The organism is Rhodococcus chondri (genome assembly GCF_036327435.1).
Taxonomy (GTDB): Bacteria; Actinomycetota; Actinomycetes; order Mycobacteriales; family Mycobacteriaceae; genus Rhodococcus; species Rhodococcus chondri.
Genome location: NZ_JAUZMZ010000048.1, coordinates 1 through 22168, shown reverse-complemented (window position 1 = coordinate 22168; position 22168 = coordinate 1). Strand labels below are relative to the sequence as shown.

The following is a 22168-nucleotide window of genomic DNA, read 5'->3' as shown; positions in this document are numbered from 1 at the left end:
GCGTTCAGTGCGCGAAGTGCCGGGCCCCCGTCAGGTACAACGTGACGCCCGCCTCGCGAGCAGCCTCGATCACTTCGTTGTCCCGCACGGATCCTCCGGGCTGCACGACCGCCTTGACGCCGGCCTCGGTGAGTACCTGCAGGCCGTCGGCGAACGGGAAGAACGCGTCGGAGGCAGCCACCGAGCCCACCACGCGCTCACCCGCGCGCGCCACCGCGAGCCGGGACGAGTCGACACGGTTGACCTGACCCATACCCACGCCGACGGTCGCGCCGCCCGACACCAGCAGGATCGCGTTGGACTTGACGGCCCGCACCGTGCGCCATGCGAACTCGAGATCGCGCAGTGTCGCCGCATCCGCCGGATCACCGCATGCCAGTTGCCAATTCGCCGGCGCATCGCCTTCTGCGGTGAGCGCGTCACGTTCCTGCAGCAACAGTCCACCGGAGATCTGGCGCATCTCGATCTGCGCGGACTTCGGAGAATCCGCGCGCAGAATGCGGATGTTCTTCTTGCGGGAGAGCACCTCGACCGCACCGTCGGCATACGCGGGGGCGATGACGACCTCCGTGAAGATCTCCGCCACCTGCTCGGCCATCTTCACGCTCACCTCACGGTTCGCGGCGATGACACCACCGAATGCCGACACCGGGTCACATTCGTGCGCGTTGCGGTGCGCGGTTGCGATGTCGTCGGCAATCGCGATGCCACACGGGTTGGCGTGCTTGATGATCGCGACACACGGCTCGGAATGATCGTGCGCGGCACGCCAGGCGGCGTCGGCGTCCTGGTAGTTGTTGTAGGACATCTCCTTGCCGTGGAACTGCTCGGCCTGCGCGAGACCCGGCTCCTCGTGCTCGGAGACGTACAGCGCCGCAGCCTGATGCGGGTTCTCGCCGTAGCGCAGCACATTCGCGCGCGTCCACGTCGCGCCGGCCCACGCCGGGAACTGCGACTCGTCGCTCTCCGCGGTCGCGTAGCCGCTGTTCATCCAGCTCGCCACGGCGACGTCGTAGGCAGCGGTGTGCTGGAACGCCTGTGCGGCGAGACGCTTGCGCTGCGCGAGGTCGAATCCGCCGCCCTTCACGGATTCGAGGACGTCACCGTACGCGGCGGGGTCCACGACCACGGCCACCGACGGGTGGTTCTTCGCGGCGGCACGCACCATCGACGGCCCGCCGATGTCGATCTGTTCGACACACTCGTCGGGGCTCGCCCCGGACGCGACGGTCTGCGTGAACGGGTACAGATTCACGACGACGAGCTCGAACGCCTCGATGCCCAGATCGGCGATCTGATCGAGATGGTCCTGCTTACGCGTGTCGGCGAGAATGCCGGCGTGGACCCGCGGGTGCAGCGTCTTGACGCGCCCCTCGAGGCACTCGGGGAACCCGGTGAGCTCCTCGACCTTCGTCACGGGAACACCCGCGGCGGCGATCGTGGCGGCCGTCGAACCGGTGGACACCAGCTCGACACCCGCCTCGTGCAGGCCGGTCGCCAGGTCCACCAGCCCGCTCTTGTCGTACACGCTGACCAGCGCGCGGCGCACAGTCTTACGTTCGGTCACTGGGGATCACGGCCTTTCGTCCATCGGAAACAACTCCACGAGTCGCGACGGCGGCCACCACTTCGGCCAGCAACCGTCGCTCCACAACCTTGATGCGTTCGTGCAGGGTGGTCTCGTCGTCCTCGTCGAGCACCGGCACCGGCTCCTGCGCGAGGATCGGACCGGTGTCCACACCGCCGTCGACGAGATGCACGGTCGACCCGGTGACCTTGACCCCGTACGCGAGGGCATCGGGCACGGCGTGCGCGCCGGGGAACGAGGGCAGCAGCGCCGGATGTGTGTTGATGATGCGACCGCCGAAACGATCGAGGAAGACGGTGCCCAGAATCTTCATGAAGCCCGCTGTCACGACGAGATCCGGTTCGTGCGCGGCGACGGCATCGGTGAGAGCACGGTCCCAGGCCGAGCGGTCCGGGTGCTCACGCAACGCGACCCGGAACCGGGCGATGCCCGCATCGTCGGCATGCTCTTCGGCGGGACAGACGCGGTCGACACCGACGGCCACGATGCGCGCCGGATAACCGTCGCTGCGGGAGGCGTCGATGAGCGATCGCAGCAGACTTCCGGTGCCCGATGCGAGTACGACGACCTTCGCCGGCGCGGTGGGCGGCAGCTGGTCACGCGAGGCAGTCAGCGCTCTACTCCTGGACTCGAGGGGGTCGGCCGGATCACCGGCCGTATGGGAGCCTAGTCGGCGCTGTCTGCGCGCTTGTCCGCGACCTCCCCCTCGCTCTCGTCCTCGGCGTCGTCGGCGTCGACCGTGTCCGGTTCGTCCGTATCCGATTCGTCTGTATCGGCTTCGGGGGAAGCTTCCGTCGCCTCGACCTCCGTCGCCTCGTCGGCGTCCTCGGTGTCATCGGCGGTCTCGGTGTCCTCGGCGGCCTCGGCGTCCTCTGCGTCGGCCGGCGTGGCTTCGTCCCCGTTCCCGTCTCCGTCTGCGTCCCCGCCCTCGACCGCGTCCTCGACCGCTTCGGCACGGAGAGACACTGCAGCCAGTCGGCCCTCGCGCCACATCAGCAACTGTGCCGTGATCAGCCCGAGGAGTCCCGCCCACGCGAATACCAACACCCCTGCGAGCCACCAGTTGGCGCCGACCACCCCGAACACACCCAGCGGTCCGCCGGCCACCCAGGTCAGCAAGGCAGTCACGACGCCGGCCTGTGCGGCTGCCGCCAGCACCGTCAACGCAGCGTCCGAGTTACCCACCGGGACTCCGTAAGCCTGCGCCTGCAACGTGCGCTGCGCCGCGAAGCGGCCCAGCAACGCGCCCACCGTCGCGGGCACAGCGAGCAGCACCGGCCAGAACGCCCCCGCCGGGCCGGCGGGAACCGCGGCGAGCAACGGCAGCGCAGGGAGGTCGCCGCCGGACGCCTCGAACAAACTCAGCCGCAGTTCGCCGAACTCGACCGTGCTGCCCGCGAGCACCGCCGACGCGCCGAGCATCAGATTCGGCAGATACAGAATCGACAACAGCGTCAGGCCCAGCACACCGACCACACCGTCGCCCCGGGCGAGCAGTTCACCGGCAACGTCCCACGACCACAGCAAGCCGCCGACGGTCACGATGCCGCCGAACGCGAACATGCCCAGCACCACGCGCACCGCGGGAACGGCCGACAATACGAGCCACTCGGGCACCCCGAACCGTATGCACACCGGTCGCCACGTGCGCGAGCCGATTCCGAGCACCGCCGCGAGAAGATACAGTCCCGTCACCCATGCGAGCGCCGACGCCGGGTTCGGTGACGCGACGGGCAGCACGGTGGCTGCATCCTGCATCACAACGAGCGCGATGACCGTCACGATCATCGGACCGGCGATCACCGCCGCGGTGATCCGGGCCGCGTCCTGTGTGTCGAGGTGACGTTCGGTGTGAGCGATCGTGGCATCGGCGGCGCCGGCACACACGCGCGCCGCCAGCCACACGAGCACGGCGGTGGGCAACAGGGGCAGCACACCGAGAGACGTGCCGTCGATCGTGAGCGTCACCTGGTGCAGCGCGAGCCAGGACCCGGCGATCCCTGCGTAGATACCGGTGAGGTCGCTGTTCGCTGCGACCATCGTCAGCACGACGACGGTCGCGACGAACGCCGTCGTCAGCGCCGGCACTCGGGCGGCGGTGCCGACGAGGATCCGGAATCGCTCCGGGTCGAGGTGGTCGTCCTCTGAGGGTGAGTGCCGGACGGACCGGCCCAGCGTCGAAGTCATCGCTTCGAGGGTGTCATCGACAATCGTCGCGCTGTGTCAGGCGCGCCGATCACCGCTGTTCGTCCGGCGCACGGAAGGTCTGCGTCGGGGCCTGATCGCCGGTCGGTTCCACAGCGTGCGAGCCTTCGCTGCGGCGGGTGCGGTCGGTGCCGGTCGTGGCGGGCACGTCGTCGTCCTGCTGCGGTCGCGCCTGCTGGATCGGATATTGCTGGGTCTGGTCCTGCTGGGCCTGATCCTGCTGGGCCTGGTCCTGCTGTGCTGCCTGGTCCTGCTCGGACTGTTCCCGCTCTCCGGTGTACTGGTGCTGCCCGGAGAGGTGCTGCGCCGGGTAGGGCTGACTCTGATATTGCTGACTCGGGTACTGCTGGCCGGGGTACTGCTGAGCCGGATACTGCTGGCCCTGCTGGCCGGGGTATTGCTGACTCGGATACTGCTGCTGTCCGGGATGCTGCGGCTGAGCCTGGGACAGTTGCTGACCGCTGAACTGCTGGCCCGGGTACTGCGATCCGGGGTACTGCTGTGCGCCGGGGTACTGCTGCGATCCGGGGTACTGCTGCGATCCGGAATATTGCTGCGATCCGGAATATTGCTGCGCTCCGCCGTACTGCTGTCCGCCCTGCTGCTGCCCGTACTGCTGCTGTCCGTACTGCTGTCCGTACTGCTGTCCGTACTGGGCCTGCGGGTACTGCTGCGGGAAACCTGATTGCGCGGAGCCCTGGCCGAACCCGCTCTGCTGTCCCTCCCGGCCCTGCTGTCCCGGCTTGTTCGCCGGTACCAGCACCCCGATACCGAACAGCAGAGCGACCACTGCCAGCGCCGCCTGCAGGAAGCCGAGCACCAGGATGGTGACACCACCCCATGCGATGCCGGTGTCCTCGGGCAGGTGGAACAGCTGGAACAGCGACGTCAGGAAACCGACACCCGACGCCGCGACCGCCACCGCCCGCAGATCCTGGCCCGGCAACAGCGACAGCGCGGCACAGACACCACCGAACAGCAGGAACGCGATCGGTACCACGGCGAAGCCGAAGTCGAACGACGACAGCGCCACGTTGGAACCGAAGGTGATCCTGACGAACGGCGCCAGACCGGCCAGGAAATTCACGACACCGAGAACCGCTACCGCAAGCGGCAACAGCAGCGGAACCACCTTGCTCTGGATGGATGGGCTTGCGGGGAATGACATCGATCCTCCTGCAGTCGTCGGTCGCTGTGTACCAGCCTAAGCACCAACCGCGAGAATGGGAGCCATGCCGCACACTCCCGCGCTCGGTCCGGATGTCGCCGTGGAGACCGAAGTCAAGCATTCACGGTTCCTCGCTGTGGTGCGCCGCGTCGAATCGTCGGAGGCGGCGCTCGCATTCGTCGAGGAGCAACGACAGCTCTATCCCGATGCGCGACACCATTGTTGGGCTTTCGTAGTGGGCGACGAGCCCTCGTCCCGCGCCGAGCGCGCAAGCGACGACGGTGAGCCGGGTGGCACCGCGGGTGTTCCGATGCTGCAGGTGCTGCACCACCGGGATCTCGTGAACGTCGCAGTGGTGGTAACCCGATGGTTCGGGGGAATCAAACTCGGCGCCGGCGGCCTGGTGCGCGCGTATTCGGGGGCGGTCGCGGTCGCACTGGACGCGACGACGCTGGTACCGAGGGAGCGACGCGAGAAGTTCTACCTCGGCGTGGGGCATGCGCATGCCGGCCGGGTGGAGTCGGAGTTGAGAGGCCGCGGGGTGGCGGTGCTCGACGTCGCGTACGCCGATCGGGCGGTCTTCACGGTCGCCGCGCGGGATATCGAGGAGCTGGAAGGCCTCGTTGCATCGGCGACATCCGGCGCCGGAGAACTCGAACCCGCCGGATTCGAATGGGTGGACACGTAAAACGCCGTGCGCGCTTCCGGTAGCTGGTGCTACCGGAAGCGCGCACGGGCAGCGGAGCTGCTTAGAGCGACTGCAGGATCTCGCGAGCGAGGTGAGCGGTCGCGGACGGCGTCTTGCCGACCTTGACGCCGGCCGCCTCGAGGGCGTCCTGCTTGGCCTGCGCGGTGCCCGACGAACCGGAGACGATTGCGCCGGCGTGGCCCATGGTCTTGCCCTCGGGAGCCGTGAAGCCCGCGACGTAACCGACGACGGGCTTGGTGACGTTGGCCTTGATGTAGTCGGCGGCGCGCTCTTCGGCGTCGCCACCGATCTCACCGATCATCACGATGACCTTGGTCTCGGGATCCTTCTCGAACGCCTCGATGGCGTCGATGTGGGTGGTGCCGATGACCGGGTCGCCGCCGATGCCGATTGCGGTCGAGAAACCGAGGTCCCGCAGCTCGTACATCATCTGGTAGGTCAGGGTGCCCGACTTGGACACCAGGCCGATCGGGCCCTTGCCGGCGATGTTGGCCGGGGTGATGCCGACGAGCGACTCACCCGGGGTGATGATGCCGGGGCAGTTGGGTCCGATGATCCGGGTCTTGTTGCCCTTTTCGACGTTGTAGGCCCACGCGTACGCGGAGTCCTGCACCGGGATGCCCTCGGTGATGACCACGAGCAGCGGGATCTCCGCGTCGATGGCCTCGACGATGGCGTCCTTCGAGAAGGCCGGGGGAACGAACGCGATGGAGACGTCCGCGCCGGTCTCCTTCATGGCCTCGGCGACGGTCGCGAAGACCGGCAGCTCGACGGCGTTGCCGTCCTTGTCGGTGTGCGAGACCGTGGTGCCGGCCTTGCGGGCGTTGACGCCGCCGACGACCTGCGTACCGGCCTTGAGCATGAGGGCGGTGTGCTTGGTGCCCTCGCCGCCGGTGATGCCCTGGACGATGACCTTGGAATCCTTGGTAAGGAAGATTGCCATTGTTCTGTGTATCCCTTACTTCGCTGCGAAGGCGAGCTCGGCAGCCTTGTCGGCAGCCTCGTCCATGGTGGCGACGACCGTGACCAGCGGGTGGTTGGCCTCGGCGAGGATGCGGCGCCCCTCCTCGACATTGTTGCCGTCGAGACGAACGACCAGCGGCTTGTTGGCCTCGTCGCCCAGCGTCTGCAGGGCGCCGACGATGCCGTTGGCAACCGCGTCGCAGGCGGTGATGCCACCGAAGACGTTGACGAAGACGCTCTTGACCTGCTCGTCGTTGAGGATGACGTCGAGGCCGGCAGCCATGACGGCCGCGGAGGCGCCACCACCGATGTCGAGGAAGTTGGCGGGCTTGACGCCGCCGTGCTTCTCACCGGCGTAGGCGACGACGTCCAGGGTCGACATGACCAGACCCGCGCCGTTACCGATGACGCCGACCTGTCCGTCGAGCTTGACGTAGTTGAGGTCGTTCTCCTTGGCCTTGAGCTCGAGCGGATCGGTCGCGTCGCGATCCTCGAACGCCTCGTGGCCGGGCTGACGGAATGCAGCGTTCTCGTCCAGCGTCACCTTGCCGTCGAGGGCCAGGATCTGGTCGTCGGGGGTGCGGACGAGGGGGTTCACCTCGACGAGGAGAGCGTCCTCCTTGATGAACACCTCCCACAGCTTCTGGATGGTGTTGGCAGCGGCGTCGAGCACCTCTGCGGGCAGCTTGCCGGCCTCGGCGATCTTGCGCGCGAACGCGAGGTCCACACCCTTGACGGCGTCCACCGGGATCTTGGCCAGTGCGTCGGGGTTCTCCTCGGCGGTGACCTCGATCTCGACGCCACCCTCCACCGAGCACATCGCCAGGTAGGTGCGGTTGGTGCGGTCGAGCAGGAAGGAGATGTAGTACTCCTCGGCGATGTCACTCGCCTCTGCGACCAGCAGCTTCTTGACCACATGGCCCTTGATGTCCAGGCCCAGGATCGCCTCGGCGTTCGCCTCTGCGGCGTCGACGTCGGACGAGTACTTCACGCCACCGGCCTTGCCGCGGCCGCCGACCTTGACCTGCGCCTTGACCATCACGGGCTTGCCGATTTCCTCGGCGATCTCGCGGGCCCCGGCGACAGTGTCGGTAACACGGCCTGCCGACGTCGGCACGTCGTGCTTGGCGAAGAGTTCCTTCGCCTGGTATTCGAAGAGATCCATCTGCTCACCGTCTCGTCTGCGTTCACGCCCGCTCGGGGGTCTTGAGCGGGTCGTTTCGGACTCTAGTTACTCGGACAACCCACGAAGCGTTCGCAGCGCGGCCATGTGGCGCATGTCACGGCGATCGCGGGCATCAGGATTACCTCACGGGCTTCCCTCCCGGAATGTGAGCCAGTCGCAACCGAGAGGAGCACCACCCACAGGATGACAGGTGCCGATCGGAGACCGTCGCGCGGCTCCGCACGGGCTCGCCAGCACCCCGTCCGGCGCCTCACCCACAGCCGTCGGCACCCTGGAATGTGATGACCGGAAATTTTCAGGTTTGGATTCGAGACCGACGGGACATTTCCCTGTTTCCGCTGGATCTAACTGTGATGCCAGTCACATAACCCGCTCGAGGGCCGATACGGGTTGCCTCCACTGCGATCGTTTCGTTACCGTCGCCTCGGTCCAAATAACGGTCAGGTCACGAAACGGAGGATGGCATGCGCCCAGGCAGCCCGATTGCCGAAAGTCGCACTCGCCACCCCGAGTCGGAGCACGACGCCTGGGACCCGTGGGACGCGTCCAACACCGTCGACTTCCGCACCACCGGACTGCGGGCCGAACCTACCTACTACGGCAGCGAACCGGTCCGGGACAACGGTCCGGCCCAGAACGTCCACGCTCCCGCTTCCCGCGGTGGAGCGCATCGGGTTCCCACACCCCCCACAGCACTCAAGGGTCGCGCCGCGGTCTTCGCCGTCGCCGCCGGTGCCGTTGTCGCAGCCGGACAGGCCGCCGCCAACGGCGGTCCCGGACAGAACGTCGAGCACGCCGAGGTCGCCCTCGCCGCGGGCGAGTCCAACGTCATCACCGCCACCGCGGTGCCGCAGGCCGCGCAGTTCGCCGCCACCGCCGACAGCACCTCGGCCGCGCCGTCACAGGCACCCCAGGTACTCAACATCGCAGATCCCAACGATCTGTCGCAGTTCTCCAACCTGCTCGCGAAGGGCCAGCGCTTCAGCGAAGAGCGCGCCGCCCGCGAGGAGGCCGCACGCCGCCCGCTGTTCTCGGTCCCGGCATTCGGTGCGTTCACGTCCAACTTCGGCGCCCGCTGGGGCACGCTGCATGCGGGCGTCGACATCGCCGGCCCGATCGGCACCCCGATCCTCGCGGTCGCCGACGGCACCGTCCTCGAAACCGGACCCGCCTCCGGATTCGGACTGTGGGTCCGGTTGTTGCACGACGACGGCACCGTCACCATCTACGGCCACATCGACCAGTCGCTCGTGAGCCAAGGCCAGCGCGTGATGGCCGGCGATCAGATCGCCACCATGGGCAACCGCGGGTTCTCCACCGGTCCCCACCTGCACTTCGAAGTTCACCTCAACGGCGTCGACAAGATCGATCCCGTGCCGTGGCTCGCGACGCGCGGGATCGCGCTCGGAACCAACCGCCACTGATCTCCCCGCCGGTCCTTCACCGCATCGACCGGTGCCCCGAGTCTCCCCCGGGCGCCCGACCGCTCTAGAGCTCGATCATCAGAGCTTGATCATCGGCACGCCGCCGACCAGCATCAGCCGCACCTTGCCGGCACTTCCGAAATCGATGACCACTGTCGCGGTCGGTCCGGAGCCCTTCGTCTCCAGCACCGTTCCCAGCCCGTACTTGTCGTGGCTGACCCGGTCGCCGACAGCGAGCACGAGATGATTGTTGCGCCCGCGAGCCGCACCGAAAGACGGTGTCGCCGAACGACGCTCGTCTCCCCCGAACCGCGAACCGTAACCGGATCCGATCGAGAGCCCACGCGCCGGACCTGGGTCGATTCGACGCCAATCCATGAGTTCCTGCGGAATCTCCTGCAGGAAACGAGATTCGGGGTTGGACACGGGCTGACCCCAGGCCGAGCGCAACACCGCCCGGCTCACGTACAGCCGACGCCGGGCACGCGTGATACCCACGTATGCGAGGCGCCGCTCCTCCGACAGTTCTGCCGGATCGCCCAGCGCGCGCATGTGCGGAAACTGCCCGTCTTCCCATCCGGTGACGAACACGACCGGAAACTCGAGGCCCTTCGCGGTATGCAGCGTCATCAAAGTGACTACGCCGTCCTCGTTTTCGGGTAGCTGATCGGCGTCGGCCACGAGCGACACCTTCTCGAGGAACGCTGCGAGAGAACCGGGAGCAGGATCGCCCTCCTCCCTTTCGATTTCATCGGCCAGACCCGCGGCGTTACGTACGTCGGAACTGAATTCTCTTGCAACGCTGACCAGTTCGTTGAGATTGTCGAGCCGGGCACCGTCCTGAGGATCGTCGCTCGCAGCGAGTTCGGCACGGTAGCCGGTACGTTCGAGGACAGCCTCGACGACGTCGCCGATATCCACCGCATCGTTGCCGTCGGCGTCGGTCGCCGTGAGAATCTCACGCAGATCGTCGAGCAACGCGACGAAACCGGCAATCGCCTTCTGCGCCCGGGTGTTCAGAAGCGGCACCGTTCCGGCCGCGGCGTCGAGCAGAGCCTGCCCGAAACCGATCCCCAGCCGCTCGGCGTGTACGGCTACGCACGCCTCCGCGCGGTCGCCGATGCCCCGGCGCGGTGTGTTGAGAACACGCCGCAGGCTGACCGTGTCGTCCGGGTTGTCGAGAACCTTCAGGTACGCGACCATGTCGCGTACCTCCTTGCGCTCGTAGAAGCGCACGCCGCCGACCACCTTGTACGGCACGCCGTGGCGGATGAACACGTCCTCGAATGCGCGCGAGGAATTGTTGGTGCGGTAGAACACGGCGATATCGGAGTACCTGACGTCGCCCGCATCGACGAGCCGGTCGATCTCCGAAGCGACGAACTGCGCTTCGTCGTGCTCGTTGTCCGCGACGTACCCGGTGATGAGCTCACCGGTGCCGGAGTCGGTCCACAGTCGCTTCTCGCGGCGTCCGGTGTTGCGGGAGATCACCGAGTTCGCCGCGGACAGAATGTTCTGTGTGGAGCGGTAGTTCTGCTCGAGCAGGATGGTCCGGGCTTCGGGGTAGTCGCGTTCGAACTCTTCGATATTGCGGATGGTGGCACCACGGAACGCATAGATCGATTGGTCGGCGTCGCCGACCACACACAGCTCGCTCGGCGGCACCGGGCTGTCGTCGCCGGCCTCACCGACCAGCGTGCGGACCAACACGTACTGGGCGTGGTTGGTGTCCTGATACTCGTCGACGAGAACGTGCCGGAAACGCCGCCGGTAATACTCGGTGATCTGCGGGTGCGACTGCAGCAGAGCCACTGTCTCACCGATGAGGTCGTCGAAGTCGAACGCGTTCGCCGCGCGCAGCCGCTTCTGATAGTGCGCATAGACATTCGCGACGACCTTGACCAGCTCCACCGCGTCGGTTCCGGCCGCGGCTGCAGCTTCCTCCGGACCGATTAGCTCGTTCTTCAGATTCGAGATCTGGGTGGCGAGCAGCCGCGCCGAGTACTTCTTGGTATCGAGCTCGAGATCCTTCGAGATCATGGTCAGCAACCGGCGGGAATCGTCCGCGTCGTAGATGGTGAAGTTCGAATTCATGCCGGGCAGCAGCGCCGCCTGCGCCCGCAGAATCCGCACACAGCTCGCGTGGAACGTCGACACCCACATCGCGTGCGCGCGTCGCCCGACGAGGCCCGCGACACGTTCTCGCATCTCCGCGGCAGCCTTGTTGGTGAACGTGATGGCAAGCACCTGACCTGGGGCGACACCCCGTTCGGCCAGCAGATACGCAATCCGGCGGGTGAGCACCGCAGTCTTGCCCGAACCGGCGCCCGCCACGATGAGCAGCGGCCCGCCCTCGTGCGTGACCGCCTCCCGCTGTTGTGGATTGAGACCCTCGAGCAGGGTGTCGGACGCGGGAACCGGATGGGCGAGAGCGGCAGGCGTGTTCATCGTTCTACCAAACTACCGGACCGGCACGACAGCAATTCCCGACTTGGCCGCCGGGTGTCCGGATGGCAAACTGGACATATGTCATGTGCTTTTCGCCGATCCTGTCTGCATGGTCGGTACCGTCCCACCACAGACATCGTCCGATCCCGGTAACACCACCCGACCCCGGGACGATTCCAGAACGAGCGAGGAGATGACATGAACACGAATTTCGGCGCCTCCGTTTCCGAAGCCACCGACGAGACACCGGTGCCCACCACCGAAGCCGAGATCGAGGACCTCCGCAAGGAGATCGATCGTCTCGACGCCGAGATCCTCGCTGCGGTCAAGCGCCGCACCGAGGTCTCCCGCATCATCGGCCGGACACGCATGGCGTCCGGCGGCACCCGGCTCGTGCACAGCCGGGAAATGAAGGTGCTCGAGCGGTTCAGCGAGCTCGGCCAGGAAGGCCATACCCTCGCGATGCTGCTGCTGCGCCTCGGCCGGGGCCGCCTCGGCCACTAGCGGCCGGTCTACTGCAGGGCGATGTATTTGGTCTCGAGGTATTCCTCGATCCCCTCACTGCCCCCTTCACGACCGAGACCGGAGGCCTTGACGCCGCCGAACGGCGCGGCCACATCCGACACGACGCCCCGGTTGACGCCGACGATTCCCGATTCGAGCGCCGTGGACACCCGAAGAGCACGGTCCAGATCGCGCGTGAAGATGTAGGCCGCGAGCCCGTACTCGGTGGCGTTGGCCGCCGCGATCGCTTCCTCCTCGGAGTCGAATCCCGTCACCGCAGCCACCGGACCGAACACCTCTTCCCGCAGAATGCGTGCCTGCGCCGGCACGTTGTCGAGCACGGTCGCCGGATAGAACCACCCCGTGCCCTCCGGGGTTTCCCCACCGAGGCGCAGCTTCGCGCCCGCCGACACCGCATCGCCGACGAGAGTGGTGACGGTGTCCCGCTGGTCGGCGTTGACGAGTGGACCGAGAGTCGAGTCGGGATCGGTGCCCGGGCCGAGCCGGTACGTCGACATCCGCTCGGTGAGTTTCGCGACGAACTCCTCCCGCACCGAATTCGCAACGTGGAACCGGTTCGCGGCGGTGCATGCCTCACCCCCGTTGCGGAGTTTCGCGGCGAGAGCGCCTTCGACCGCGGCGTCGAGGTCCGCGTCCTCGAAGACGACGAACGGCGCGTTGCCGCCCAATTCGAGGGACGTGCGCAGCAGCGACCGGCCGGCCTTCTCCGCAAGCGAGCGACCGACACCCGTCGACCCGGTGAAGGTGAGCTTGCGCAGCCTCGGATCGTCGAGGAGTGGGCCGGTGACCCCGCCCGCATCGGAGGTGGGTAGCACCGACAGCACTCCGGCGGGCAGGCCGGCTTCGGCGAAGAGCTCGGCGAGCAGCAGCAGGGTCAGCGGCGTCTCCGAGGCAGGTTTGACGAGCATCGTGCACCCGGCGGCCAGCGCGGGACCGATCTTGCGGGTGCCCATCGCGAGGGGAAAGTTCCAGGGAGTGATCGCGAGGCACGGTCCCACGGGCTGCTTCGTCACCATGATGCGCCCGGTGCCGCCCGGCGCGGGCGTGTAGCGGCCCGCGATCCGGACGGCCTCCTCCGAGAACCAGCGCAGGAACTCCGCACCATAAGTGACCTCGGACCGGCTCTCGGGGAGCGCCTTACCCATCTCGAGGGTCATGAGCAGAGCGAAGTCGTCGGCGCGTGCGGTGATCTTGTCGAACACGGCGCGCAGCAACTCACCACGCTGGCGCGGGGCGGTGGCGGCCCACTCCCCTCCGGCGGCGACGGCGGCGTCGAGGGCACGCGCGGCGTCGTTCGCAGTGGCATCGGCAACTTCGGTGAGCACCTGCCCGGTCGCCGGATCGTGGACGGGGAAGGTCGCTTTGCCCTCGGCAGCTACCCATTCGCCGCCGAGAAACAGATCGGTGGGCACGGACCGGATGAGTTCTGTGGTGTCCATGAAATCCATCATGCGCGAGCACCTGCCGCGCCCGCACGAACCCGGCGGTAACTGCGGGCGACGATTAACCTCATTTCATGAACGATGTGACCCGCACGGCCCCGTGGCAGCAGTTGTCCGAGCATCGCGCCGAGGTCGAATCGACGACGTTGCGGGAGTTGTTCGCGGCGGACCCGGAGCGAGCGGAATCGTTGACGGTTTCCGCCGGAGATCTGGTGATCGATTACAGCAAGCATCGGGTCACCGATCGCACGCTGGCGTTGTTGTTGGAGTTGGCGCGGGTGGCGGGGGTCGAGCGGCAGCGTGATCGGATGGTGTCCGGGGCGCACGTCAATACCTCGGAGGATCGGGCGGTGCTGCACACCGCGTTGCGGTTGCCGGCGACCGCGACGCTGGTGGTCGACGGGCAGGATGTGGTCGCCGACGTGCACGCGGTGCTCACGGCGATGGGCGAGTTCACCGACCGGGTGCGGTCGGGGGCGTGGCGCGGGGCGAGCGGGCAGCCGATCGCCACGGTGGTCAACATCGGCATCGGCGGGTCGGATCTGGGTCCGGTGATGGTTACCCGGGCGTTGCGGGGGTATCACGACGGGCCGGCGGTGCGGTTCGTCTCGAACGTCGATCCGGCGGATCTGACCGCGGCGCTGGCCGGGCTGGATCCGGCGTCGACGCTGTTCGTGGTGGCCTCGAAAACGTTCTCCACCCTCGAGACGCTGTCGAATGCGACCGCGGCGCGGCGCTGGCTGGTCGCCGCCCTTGGTGAGGAGGCGGTGCCGGCGCATTTCGTGGCGGTGTCCACGCACGCGGGGCGGGTGGCCGAGTTCGGGATCGATCCGGCGAACATGTTCGGGTTCTGGGACTGGGTGGGGGGCCGGTATTCGGTGGATTCGGCGATCGGGTTGGCGGTGATGTGCGCGATCGGGCGGGAGCGGTTCGCCGAGCTGCTGGCCGGGTTCCACCTGCTCGACGAGCATTTCCGCACCGCGCCACTCGAGGCCAATGCGCCGGTGCTGCTGGGGTTGCTCGGGGTGTGGTACACGAGTTTTCTGGGGGCGCAGTCGCGGGTGGTGTTGCCGTATGCGAACGATCTGGTGCGGTTCCCGGCGTATCTGCAGCAGTTGGCGATGGAGTCGAACGGTAAGTCGGTGCGGGCGGACGGGTCGCCGGTGGGGTATCGGACCGGGGAGATCTTCTGGGGGGAGCCGGGGACCAACGGTCAGCACGCGTTCTATCAGTTGTTGCATCAGGGCACGCATCTGGTGCCGGCGGATTTCATCGGGTTCGCGCGGGCGGGGGAGGATCTGGTGACCGCGGACGGGGTGAGTATGCATGCGGTGTTGATGGCGAACATGTTCGCGCAGGCGCAGGTGCTCGCGTTCGGTAGGAGCGCCGAGCAGATCCGGGCCGAGGGCACGGCCGAGGAACTCGTCGCGCACAAGACGATGCCGGGGAATCGGCCGTCGACGACGATTCTGGCGCCGGAGTTGACGCCGTCGACGGTGGGGCAGTTGATCGCGTTGTACGAGCATCAGGTGTTCGTGCAGGGCGTGGTCTGGGGGATCGATTCGTTCGATCAGTGGGGTGTCGAGCTCGGTAAGGTGCAGGCCACGCAACTGCAGCCGGCGGTGTCGGGGACGGGGCCGGTCTCGACCGGTGACGGTTCCACCGACGCCCTCATCGCCACCTACCGAAGCATGTCGAAGGGAGCCTGACCCATGCCCGCGCTGAAACTGCTGAAACTGCCTCCGCCCGTCGCCGAGTCATGGTCCTGGCAGATGGACTCCGCGTGCCGGGACGTCGACGGCACGGTGTTCTTTCATCCCGACAACGAACGGGGTGAGGCGCGGGAGAGCCGGATGGCCGAAGCGAAACGGATCTGCAGCGGATGTGAAGTGCGTGCACAGTGCCTGGATTACGCGCTCGAATCCGGTGAGCGGTACGGCATCTGGGGCGGTATGACCGAAGACGAGCGCCGGGCGGCACGACGGCGGCGTAACCCGGTGCGGTAATCCGGGCACACGAACGAGGCGGCACCGGGCGTCGAGCCCGGTGCCGCCTCGTCGTATTGCGTGTCAGTCGAGGAACAGGTCGATCTGTGGGTTGTCGCCACCGCCGTAGCGCGACAGATCCTCGACGCCGGACTCGATGAGAACGTCGGCGTCGATGTAGCAGTTACCGCTGGTCTCCTTCGCCGGTCGCGACAGGATCTCGACGGCTGCGTCGGCCATGATCTCGGGGCTGCGCGACGACGAGAGCAGCGTGTCGCCGTCCTGCATGTGCGCCACGGCGGACGTCGCGATGTAGGTCTGCGGCCACAGGCAGTTCGCGGCGATGCCGGCGTCTGCGTGCTCGTTCGCGAACCCGAGTGTCAGCAGCGACATTCCGTACTTCGACAGGGTGTAGGCCGGATGCGCGCCCAGCCACGCCGGATTCAGGTTGATCGGCGGGGAGATCGTGAGCACGTGCGCATTCTCGGACTTGCGCAAGTGCGGCAGGCACGCCTTGGTGAGCAGGAACGTGCCGCGGCAGTTGATGTCCTGCATCAGGTCGTACTTCTTGGCCGAGAGATCCTCGGTCGGTTCGGTGGCGATCGCGCTCGCATTGTTGATGCAGAGGTCGATACCGCCGAAATGCTCCACAGCGGTGTCGACGGCCCGCTGTACGTCGTCTTCGTTGCGTACGTCGCCGACGACGGCCACGGCCTCGCCGCCCGCGGCCTCGATCTCGGCGACGGCGGTGTGCACCGTGCCTTTCAGGCGGGGGTGCGGTTCTGCGGTCTTGGCCATCAGTACTACGTTGGCGCCCTGTCGGGCGGCGGCGACGGCGATCGCGAGCCCGATTCCGCGACTGGCGCCGGATATGACCATGGTGCGGTCGCGAAGTGCGTTCTGACTCGACATCGTTCTCCCTGATCCCCTACCTCTGCCAATACGTTCTCACCGATGATATTGGCATTCTCATTTTCTGCAAGTAATGTATCCGCTGTGAACGACTTCGTAGCATCCTCGTCGGGTATCCCGCTGGAGCCGGTCTACGGACCGAGCGACCGGGTTACCGAACCGCCCGCGCCGGGCACCTACCCCTTCACCCGCGGAAACTTCTCCTCGGGCTATCGGGGCCGGCTGTGGACGTTCCGCCAATACTCCGGGTTCGGCACCGCCGAGGAATCCAATCGCCGTTACCGGTATCTCCTCGAACAGGGCGGTACCGGATTGTCGGTCGCGCTCGACCTGCCGACGCAGTGCGGTTACGACTCGGACGACCCCGAGGTCACCGAAGAGGTCGGTCGTGTCGGCGTCGCGGTCGATACCCTGGCCGATGCCGAGATCCTGTTCGACAGCATCCCCCTGGACAAGATCAGCACCAGCTTCACGATCAACGGGACGGCGGCCATCCTGCTGGCCTTCTATGTCGCGGCGGCCGAACGTAAAGGTGTGCCTCGCGAGAAGCTCACGGGCACCATCCAGAACGACATCCTCAAGGAATACGCTTCCCGCGGGACGTGGATCTGGCCACCCGAACCGTCGCTGCGGTTGATCGCCGACACCATCGAGTTCTGCGCGGCGGAGGTGCCGCGCTTCAACGCGATTTCGGTGGCCGGCGCGCACTTCCGCGACGCGGGCGCCAACGCGGTGCAGGAAATGGCGTTCACTCTCGCCGACGGTGTCACCTACTGCGACACGGTCATCGAACGCGGGCGGATGACCATCGAGCAGTTCGCCCCGCAGATCTCGTTCTTCTTCTACACCCACGGCGACTTCTTCGAAGAGATCGCCAAATACCGTGCGGGACGCCGTCGGTGGGCCACGATCGTCCGCGAACGGTACGGCGCGACCTCGGACAAGGCGTCGATGTTCCGGTTCGGATGCGTCGCCGGCGGCGCGTCGCTCTACGCCCCCCAGGCGCAGAACAACCTGGTCCGCGTGGCCTACGAATCGATGGCCTCGGTGCTCGGCGGCGTCCAGTCGATGTTCACCGCCGCGTGGGACGAGCCGTTCGCCCTGCCCAGCGAGGAATCGGCGACGCTCGCGCTGCGCACCCAGCAGATCCTCGCGTACGAAACCGGCGTGACCCGCGTGGCCGATCCGCTCGGCGGCTCGTACTTCGTCGAAGCTCTCACCGACGCAACAGAAGAGCGGATCATCGAGATCATGACCGACCTCGAGAACCACGGCGGCATGGTGCGATCCATCGAGGACGGTTATCTCCAGGGCCTCATCGCCGACGAGGCGTACAAGATCCACCAGGACGTCGAGTCGGGTGCCAGGCCCGTCGTCGGCGTCAACAAGTTCGTCTCCGACGAGCCGCAGCCCGAGATCTCGACCTACGAGCTGGATGCCGAAGGCCGGGAGATGCAGCTGAAGCGGCTCGCGAAAGTCAAGGCAGAACGCGACCCCGAGGCCGTGCGCAGCACCCTCGCCGCCCTGTCCCGCGCAGCGGAAGGAACCGACAATCTCATGCATTCCCTGATCGACTGCGCCAACGCGTATTGCACTGTGGGCGAAATGGTCTCGTCACTGAAGGCCGTGTGGGGCGAATTCCGTCAGCCGGTGGTGTTCTGATGACCGCGCGCATCCTCGTCGCCAAGCCGGGCCTCGACGGCCACGACCGTGGCGCCAAGATCGTCGCACGTGCCCTGCGCGACGCCGGCTTCGAAGTGATCTACACGGGCATCCGCCAGAAGGTCGAGGACATCGTCTCGATCGCGCTGCAGGAAGACGTCGCGGTCGTCGGACTGAGTATTCTCTCGGGCGCACACGTCGCGCTCACCACCCGCACCGTCGAAGCGTTGCGCGAGGCCGATGCCGGCGACATCGCGGTGATCGTGGGCGGCACCATCCCGCAGGCCGATGTGCCCAAGCTCCTCGAGGCCGGTGCGGCCGCCGTATTCCCCACCAGCACACCGCTGGACGTGCTGGTCACCGGGGTACGCAAGCTCACCGAGAACGCGGCACCGGCATAGAAGGCGCTGTGCCGGCCCAACTCGCATACGCAATAGAACCGAGCTTCTCGAACCTGGAGGAATTGTGCGGATCGGAGTGATGGTCGGACCCGAGCAGGGCGACACTGCTCGCAAGGTCGACCGGATGCTGAAAGACGTCGAGTGGGCCGAATCTGCGGGGTTCGACACCGTATGGGTTCCCCAGATCCCCACGGACTTCGATGCCTTGACGGCCGTGGCTCTGATGGGCACACGAACCTCACGGATCGAGATCGGCACGGCAGTGGTGCCGCTGCAGGCGCAGCACCCGGTCGCGCTGGCGCGGCAGTCGCTGTCCACGCACGCCGCTCTGAACGGGCGGCTCGCGCTCGGAGTCGGGCCGTCGCATCACTGGATCGTCGAGGACATGCTGGGCCTTCCGTACGAGAAGCCGGCCAAGTTCACCCGCGACTATCTCGAGGTACTCAACGCTGCCCGGGCCGGGTCCGGCTCGGTCGACGTCGAGAACGACACGTTCCGTGTCCACAACCCGCTCGACATCGCCCCGGTCGCGCCGATGCCGATCCTGGTGGCCGCGCTCGGACCGGTCATGCTCCGGCTCGCCGGCGAACACACCGACGGCACGATTCTGTGGATGGCCGACGAACGAGCCATCGCCGAGCACATCGTGCCCCGCATCACCAAGGCCGCCGCGGAAGCGGGACGTCCGGACCCGCGGATCGTCGCGGGGGTTCCGGTGTGCCTGTGCGCGCCGGACGAGGAGGACGTGGCCCGCGATCGTGCCAACCGGATCCTTGCGGAAGCCGAGATCTCGCCCAACTACCAGCGTCTGCTCGAGCAGGGCGAGGCGAAGGACATCGGCCAGATGGCGATCGTGGGCGACGAGGAAGCGATCCTCGCGGGCTTCCGCCGCTACCGCGACGCCGGAGTCACCGACCTGTCCATGCGACTGCTGCCCATCGGCAACAACCGCGACGAGCTGGTCGCGTCGAAGTACCGCACGCGCGAAGTGGTCGCCGAGCTCGCGAAGGAACTGCGGTGAGTTCCGAGCCCTCCCACACCGGCCCGCTGGCCGGCATCCGGATCCTCGAGGTGGGACACATCCTCGCCGGCCCCTACGCGACGATGATGCTCGCCGATCTCGGGGCCGAGGTCACCAAGATCGAACCACCGACCGGCGACCTGTCGCGGCAGGTGAGCGACGCGTACTTCGCGAGCCTGAACCGGGGCAAGCGCAGCATCTGCCTCGACCTGACCACCGATGAGGGGCAGCGCCGGCTCGGTGAACTCGCAGCCGGGGCGCATGCGCTGTTGGTCAATCTCAAGCCGTCGGCCATTCGCCGGTTCGGTCTGACCTACGACGCCCTGCGCAGATGGAACGACAAGATCGTGTGCGTCGCGCTCACCGGCTACGGGCTCGACTCGGGCGACGACCCGGCATTCGACTACGTCATCCAGGCGGTCACGGGTGTCGCTTCCCTCACCGGCGACCCGGACGGCCCACCGACCCTGCCCGGGTATTCGGCCGCCGACAACTCGACCGGCCTGACGGCCGCGCTCGGGCTGCTTGCCCAGATCGTGTCGGGGCGGGGTGGGCAGGTGGACGTGTCGCTGCGCGACGTCATGCTCTCGCAGCTCAACTACCGCGCATCGGCCTATCTCAACGAAGGCACCGAACCGCGCCGGATGCCGAACGGTGCGCACTCGTATTACGTCCCGGCGCAGCTGTTTCCGACTGCAGACGGGTATCTCGCCCTGTTTGTCACGCACGACGGATTCTGGCGGCTGTTCGCGACGGAAGCGGGCATCGAAGGCTTCGGAACGATGGCAGAACGGGCCCGGCGTCGCGACGAGGTGCTGGCGGTGGTCGGCGACGTGCTCGCCGGGGACACCGCGATCGGCTGGGAGTCCCGGTTGCGTCCGCTCGGGGTGCCGGCGGCCGCGGTGCGGTCGCTGCCCGACGCGCTGGCCGAGACTCCGGACGCGGTGGTGACGGCCGGCGAGTTCCGTCTCGTCGCCAATCCGATTCGTATCCGAGGTTACGAGCCCGAGTACGGCGCGCCGCCTGCTCTGGGCGAGCACAGCGACGTGCCTGCGCCGTCGCACTGACTCCGACTCACCGAACAGTGATCTGCTCAGGAATTTCCTGAGCAGATCACTGCTCGGTGAGCAGATGTCGTCTACTCGTACCGCACCTTGATGTCGTTGCTGTCGGGCACGGCCTGGCACGTGAGGGTGTAGCCGTCGGCGATCTCGTCGTCGCTGAGGGCATCGTTGACGCGCATCGTCGCGCTGCCGTCGGTGATCTTCGCGATGCACGTGGCACAGTTGCCGGCCTCGCACGAGAACGGCGGGGCGAGTCCGGCGCGGCGGGCGCTCTCGAGCAGCGTCTCTCCCGGGTGCCGCGGTACGGACGCCCGCTTGTTGCCCAGCCGGATCGACACCGTTCCTTCGACCTCGGCGCTGGGCGCGGCGGCGGCCGGCTCGTCCTCCTGCTTGATGGGTTCGGCGGCGCTGCCGAAGCGCTCGCTGTACACCTGGCCGGTGCCTGCGAGTGCGGACTCGATCATGTCCATGAACGGCTCGGGCCCGCACAGGTAGCTGTCGGCGGTGGTCTCCGCACCGACGAACTCCCGGACGGCTGCGGGATCGAGCAGGCCCTTCTCGTCGTCGAAGTGCCGGACGACGGTGAGCCGGCCGGGGTACTTCGCGACGAGTTCGTCCGTCACGGCGTCGAAGATGGCCGACGACCGATCGCGGTCGGCGATCAGCAGGCGCACGTCGCGGTCGGTGGTGGCCAGCGCGCTCTTTGCCAGCGACAGGATCGGGGTGATGCCGCTACCGCCGGCGAAGCCGATGACCGTGCCCTCGCCGGGGCGAAGAAGAAAGGTGCCGGCCGGGCGGGTGATCTGCACTTCGTCGCCCTCGGACACGTTGTCGTGCAGCCAGTTCGACACCTTGCCGCCGGGCACACGTTTGACGGTGGTCATCATCTCGGTGTCGGTCTCGGGAGCGCTCGACATCGAGTACGACCGGTACAGATCGGTTCCGTCCACCTTGACGTGGAACGTGCAGAACTGTCCGGCCCGGTAGGTGAACGGGCCGTCGAGGGGTGCGAGGACGTAGGTGCGGGCGTCGTCGGTCTCCTTCACGATCCGGGTAACGGTCGCGCGCTGAAACAAAGGTGGTCTCGCCATGGACCGTCTCCTCCTGGTATTAATGTTCTACTACTTGGAGAGTACTATTCTCACACAAGAGAGTGAAAGCTCTCGAGGCGAGGTTCGTCTATCGATACAGGAGCGGTGAGGAACGGGGATGGCCGAGAGGACCGTGCTGGCGTTCGACCGGCAGGAGTACAGCCGCGCGCAACTCGACGCGACGGCCGACGGCCTGGCCGCGTCGTTGCGCGAGCGCGGAGTCCTGCCCGGCGACCGTGTCGCGCTGATGTCGTCCAACCGGCCCGAATTCGTCGTCGCAGTGCTGGGCATCTGGCGGCTCGGCGCCGCTGTCGTGCTGATGAGTCCGGCATGGAAACGCGACGAGGTCGTGCATGCCCTCGACGTCACCGGCC

20 protein-coding genes are annotated in these 22168 nt (G+C 67.1%); 10 read left to right on the top strand and 10 right to left on the bottom strand.

All coding sequences use genetic code 11. The annotated features are described in order from the left end of the window. Positions 1 to 4 precede the first annotated feature (4 nt). From purH to Q8814_RS10725, 4 genes are read right to left on the bottom strand one after another with little or no spacing between them, the layout of a single operon-like run. Entirely contained in the window at positions 5 to 1567 is a 1563-nt protein-coding gene (gene purH / locus Q8814_RS10740) for a bifunctional phosphoribosylaminoimidazolecarboxamide formyltransferase/IMP cyclohydrolase (RefSeq protein WP_330152001.1), read from the bottom strand. Next, a complete protein-coding gene (gene purN / locus Q8814_RS10735) occupies positions 1554 to 2201 on the bottom strand; it encodes a phosphoribosylglycinamide formyltransferase (protein ID WP_330152009.1) in 648 nt (215 codons plus the stop codon). The genes purH and purN overlap by 14 nt, the downstream gene beginning before the upstream one ends. Before the next feature lie 53 nt (positions 2202 to 2254). Next, positions 2255 to 3775, bottom strand: coding sequence for a cell division protein PerM (locus Q8814_RS10730; protein ID WP_330152000.1), 1521 nt, complete (start codon positions 3773 to 3775; stop codon positions 2255 to 2257). A 49-nt stretch (positions 3776 to 3824) separates the two neighbouring features. Beyond that, positions 3825 to 4961, bottom strand: coding sequence for a DUF5336 domain-containing protein (locus Q8814_RS10725; RefSeq protein ID WP_330151999.1), 1137 nt, complete (start codon positions 4959 to 4961; stop codon positions 3825 to 3827). Between the two features lie 64 nt (positions 4962 to 5025). Here Q8814_RS10725 and Q8814_RS10720 point away from each other — a divergent pair, with 64 nt between their 5' ends. Beyond that, on the top strand, positions 5026 to 5649 hold the full coding sequence (locus Q8814_RS10720; protein ID WP_330151998.1) for an IMPACT family protein: 624 nt from the start codon (positions 5026 to 5028) through the stop codon (positions 5647 to 5649). A gap of 61 nt (positions 5650 to 5710) precedes the next feature. Here the strand turns inward: Q8814_RS10720 and sucD are convergent, their stop codons facing one another. Together sucD and sucC are read right to left on the bottom strand one after the other, a co-directional pair. Continuing rightward, a complete protein-coding gene (gene sucD / locus Q8814_RS10715) occupies positions 5711 to 6613 on the bottom strand; it encodes a succinate--CoA ligase subunit alpha (protein ID WP_330151997.1) in 903 nt (300 codons plus the stop codon). A 15-nt stretch (positions 6614 to 6628) separates the two neighbouring features. Continuing rightward, positions 6629 to 7798 (bottom strand): ADP-forming succinate--CoA ligase subunit beta, encoded by a 1170-nt coding sequence (gene sucC / locus Q8814_RS10710; RefSeq protein WP_330151996.1) that lies wholly within the window; start codon positions 7796 to 7798, stop codon positions 6629 to 6631. 485 nt (positions 7799 to 8283) lie between these two features. Between sucC and Q8814_RS10705 the strand changes: the two genes are divergently transcribed. Further along, complete coding sequence (locus Q8814_RS10705; protein WP_330151995.1) at positions 8284 to 9243, top strand: M23 family metallopeptidase; 960 nt, start codon at positions 8284 to 8286, stop codon at positions 9241 to 9243. 78 nt (positions 9244 to 9321) lie between these two features. Here Q8814_RS10705 and pcrA read toward each other — a convergent pair whose 3' ends face one another. After that, on the bottom strand, positions 9322 to 11691 hold the full coding sequence (pcrA, locus tag Q8814_RS10700) for a DNA helicase PcrA (protein ID WP_330151994.1): 2370 nt from the start codon (positions 11689 to 11691) through the stop codon (positions 9322 to 9324). A 198-nt stretch (positions 11692 to 11889) separates the two neighbouring features. On the opposite strand from pcrA, the gene Q8814_RS10695 reads away from it, so the two are divergent. After that, positions 11890 to 12195, top strand: coding sequence for a chorismate mutase (locus Q8814_RS10695; protein WP_330151993.1), 306 nt, complete (start codon positions 11890 to 11892; stop codon positions 12193 to 12195). Positions 12196 to 12203: 8 nt separating this feature from the next. Here the strand turns inward: Q8814_RS10695 and Q8814_RS10690 are convergent, their stop codons facing one another. Next, on the bottom strand, positions 12204 to 13655 hold the full coding sequence (locus Q8814_RS10690) for an NAD-dependent succinate-semialdehyde dehydrogenase (protein ID WP_330151992.1): 1452 nt from the start codon (positions 13653 to 13655) through the stop codon (positions 12204 to 12206). A 77-nt stretch (positions 13656 to 13732) separates the two neighbouring features. Between Q8814_RS10690 and pgi the strand changes: the two genes are divergently transcribed. Beyond that, complete coding sequence (pgi, locus tag Q8814_RS10685) at positions 13733 to 15367, top strand: glucose-6-phosphate isomerase (RefSeq protein WP_330151991.1); 1635 nt, start codon at positions 13733 to 13735, stop codon at positions 15365 to 15367. A gap of 3 nt (positions 15368 to 15370) precedes the next feature. Continuing rightward, positions 15371 to 15664 (top strand): WhiB family transcriptional regulator, encoded by a 294-nt coding sequence (locus Q8814_RS10680; protein WP_330151990.1) that lies wholly within the window; start codon positions 15371 to 15373, stop codon positions 15662 to 15664. A 63-nt stretch (positions 15665 to 15727) separates the two neighbouring features. Here Q8814_RS10680 and Q8814_RS10675 read toward each other — a convergent pair whose 3' ends face one another. Further along, positions 15728 to 16555: an SDR family oxidoreductase gene (locus Q8814_RS10675; protein WP_330151989.1), complete on the bottom strand. Its 828-nt coding sequence runs from the start codon at positions 16553 to 16555 to the stop codon at positions 15728 to 15730. An 84-nt stretch (positions 16556 to 16639) separates the two neighbouring features. Here Q8814_RS10675 and Q8814_RS10670 point away from each other — a divergent pair, with 84 nt between their 5' ends. The 4 genes from Q8814_RS10670 to Q8814_RS10655 all read left to right on the top strand — a co-directional run bounded on the left by Q8814_RS10670 (position 16640) and on the right by Q8814_RS10655 (position 20706). Further along, entirely contained in the window at positions 16640 to 18217 is a 1578-nt protein-coding gene (locus Q8814_RS10670; RefSeq protein WP_330151988.1) for a methylmalonyl-CoA mutase family protein, read from the top strand. Next, complete coding sequence (locus tag Q8814_RS10665; RefSeq protein WP_330151987.1) at positions 18217 to 18618, top strand: cobalamin B12-binding domain-containing protein; 402 nt, start codon at positions 18217 to 18219, stop codon at positions 18616 to 18618. Before Q8814_RS10670 ends, Q8814_RS10665 begins: the two co-directional genes overlap by 1 nt. A gap of 64 nt (positions 18619 to 18682) precedes the next feature. Next, complete coding sequence (locus tag Q8814_RS10660) at positions 18683 to 19639, top strand: LLM class F420-dependent oxidoreductase (protein WP_330151986.1); 957 nt, start codon at positions 18683 to 18685, stop codon at positions 19637 to 19639. Further along, positions 19636 to 20706 (top strand): CaiB/BaiF CoA transferase family protein, encoded by a 1071-nt coding sequence (locus Q8814_RS10655; RefSeq protein ID WP_330151985.1) that lies wholly within the window; start codon positions 19636 to 19638, stop codon positions 20704 to 20706. Before Q8814_RS10660 ends, Q8814_RS10655 begins: the two co-directional genes overlap by 4 nt. 71 nt (positions 20707 to 20777) lie before the next feature. Here the strand turns inward: Q8814_RS10655 and Q8814_RS10650 are convergent, their stop codons facing one another. Further along, entirely contained in the window at positions 20778 to 21794 is a 1017-nt protein-coding gene (locus Q8814_RS10650) for a ferredoxin--NADP reductase (protein WP_330151984.1), read from the bottom strand. A gap of 118 nt (positions 21795 to 21912) precedes the next feature. Between Q8814_RS10650 and Q8814_RS10645 the strand changes: the two genes are divergently transcribed. After that, the coding region (locus Q8814_RS10645) for an AMP-binding protein (RefSeq protein ID WP_330151983.1) at positions 21913 to 22168 on the top strand (256 nt) is incomplete at its 3' end.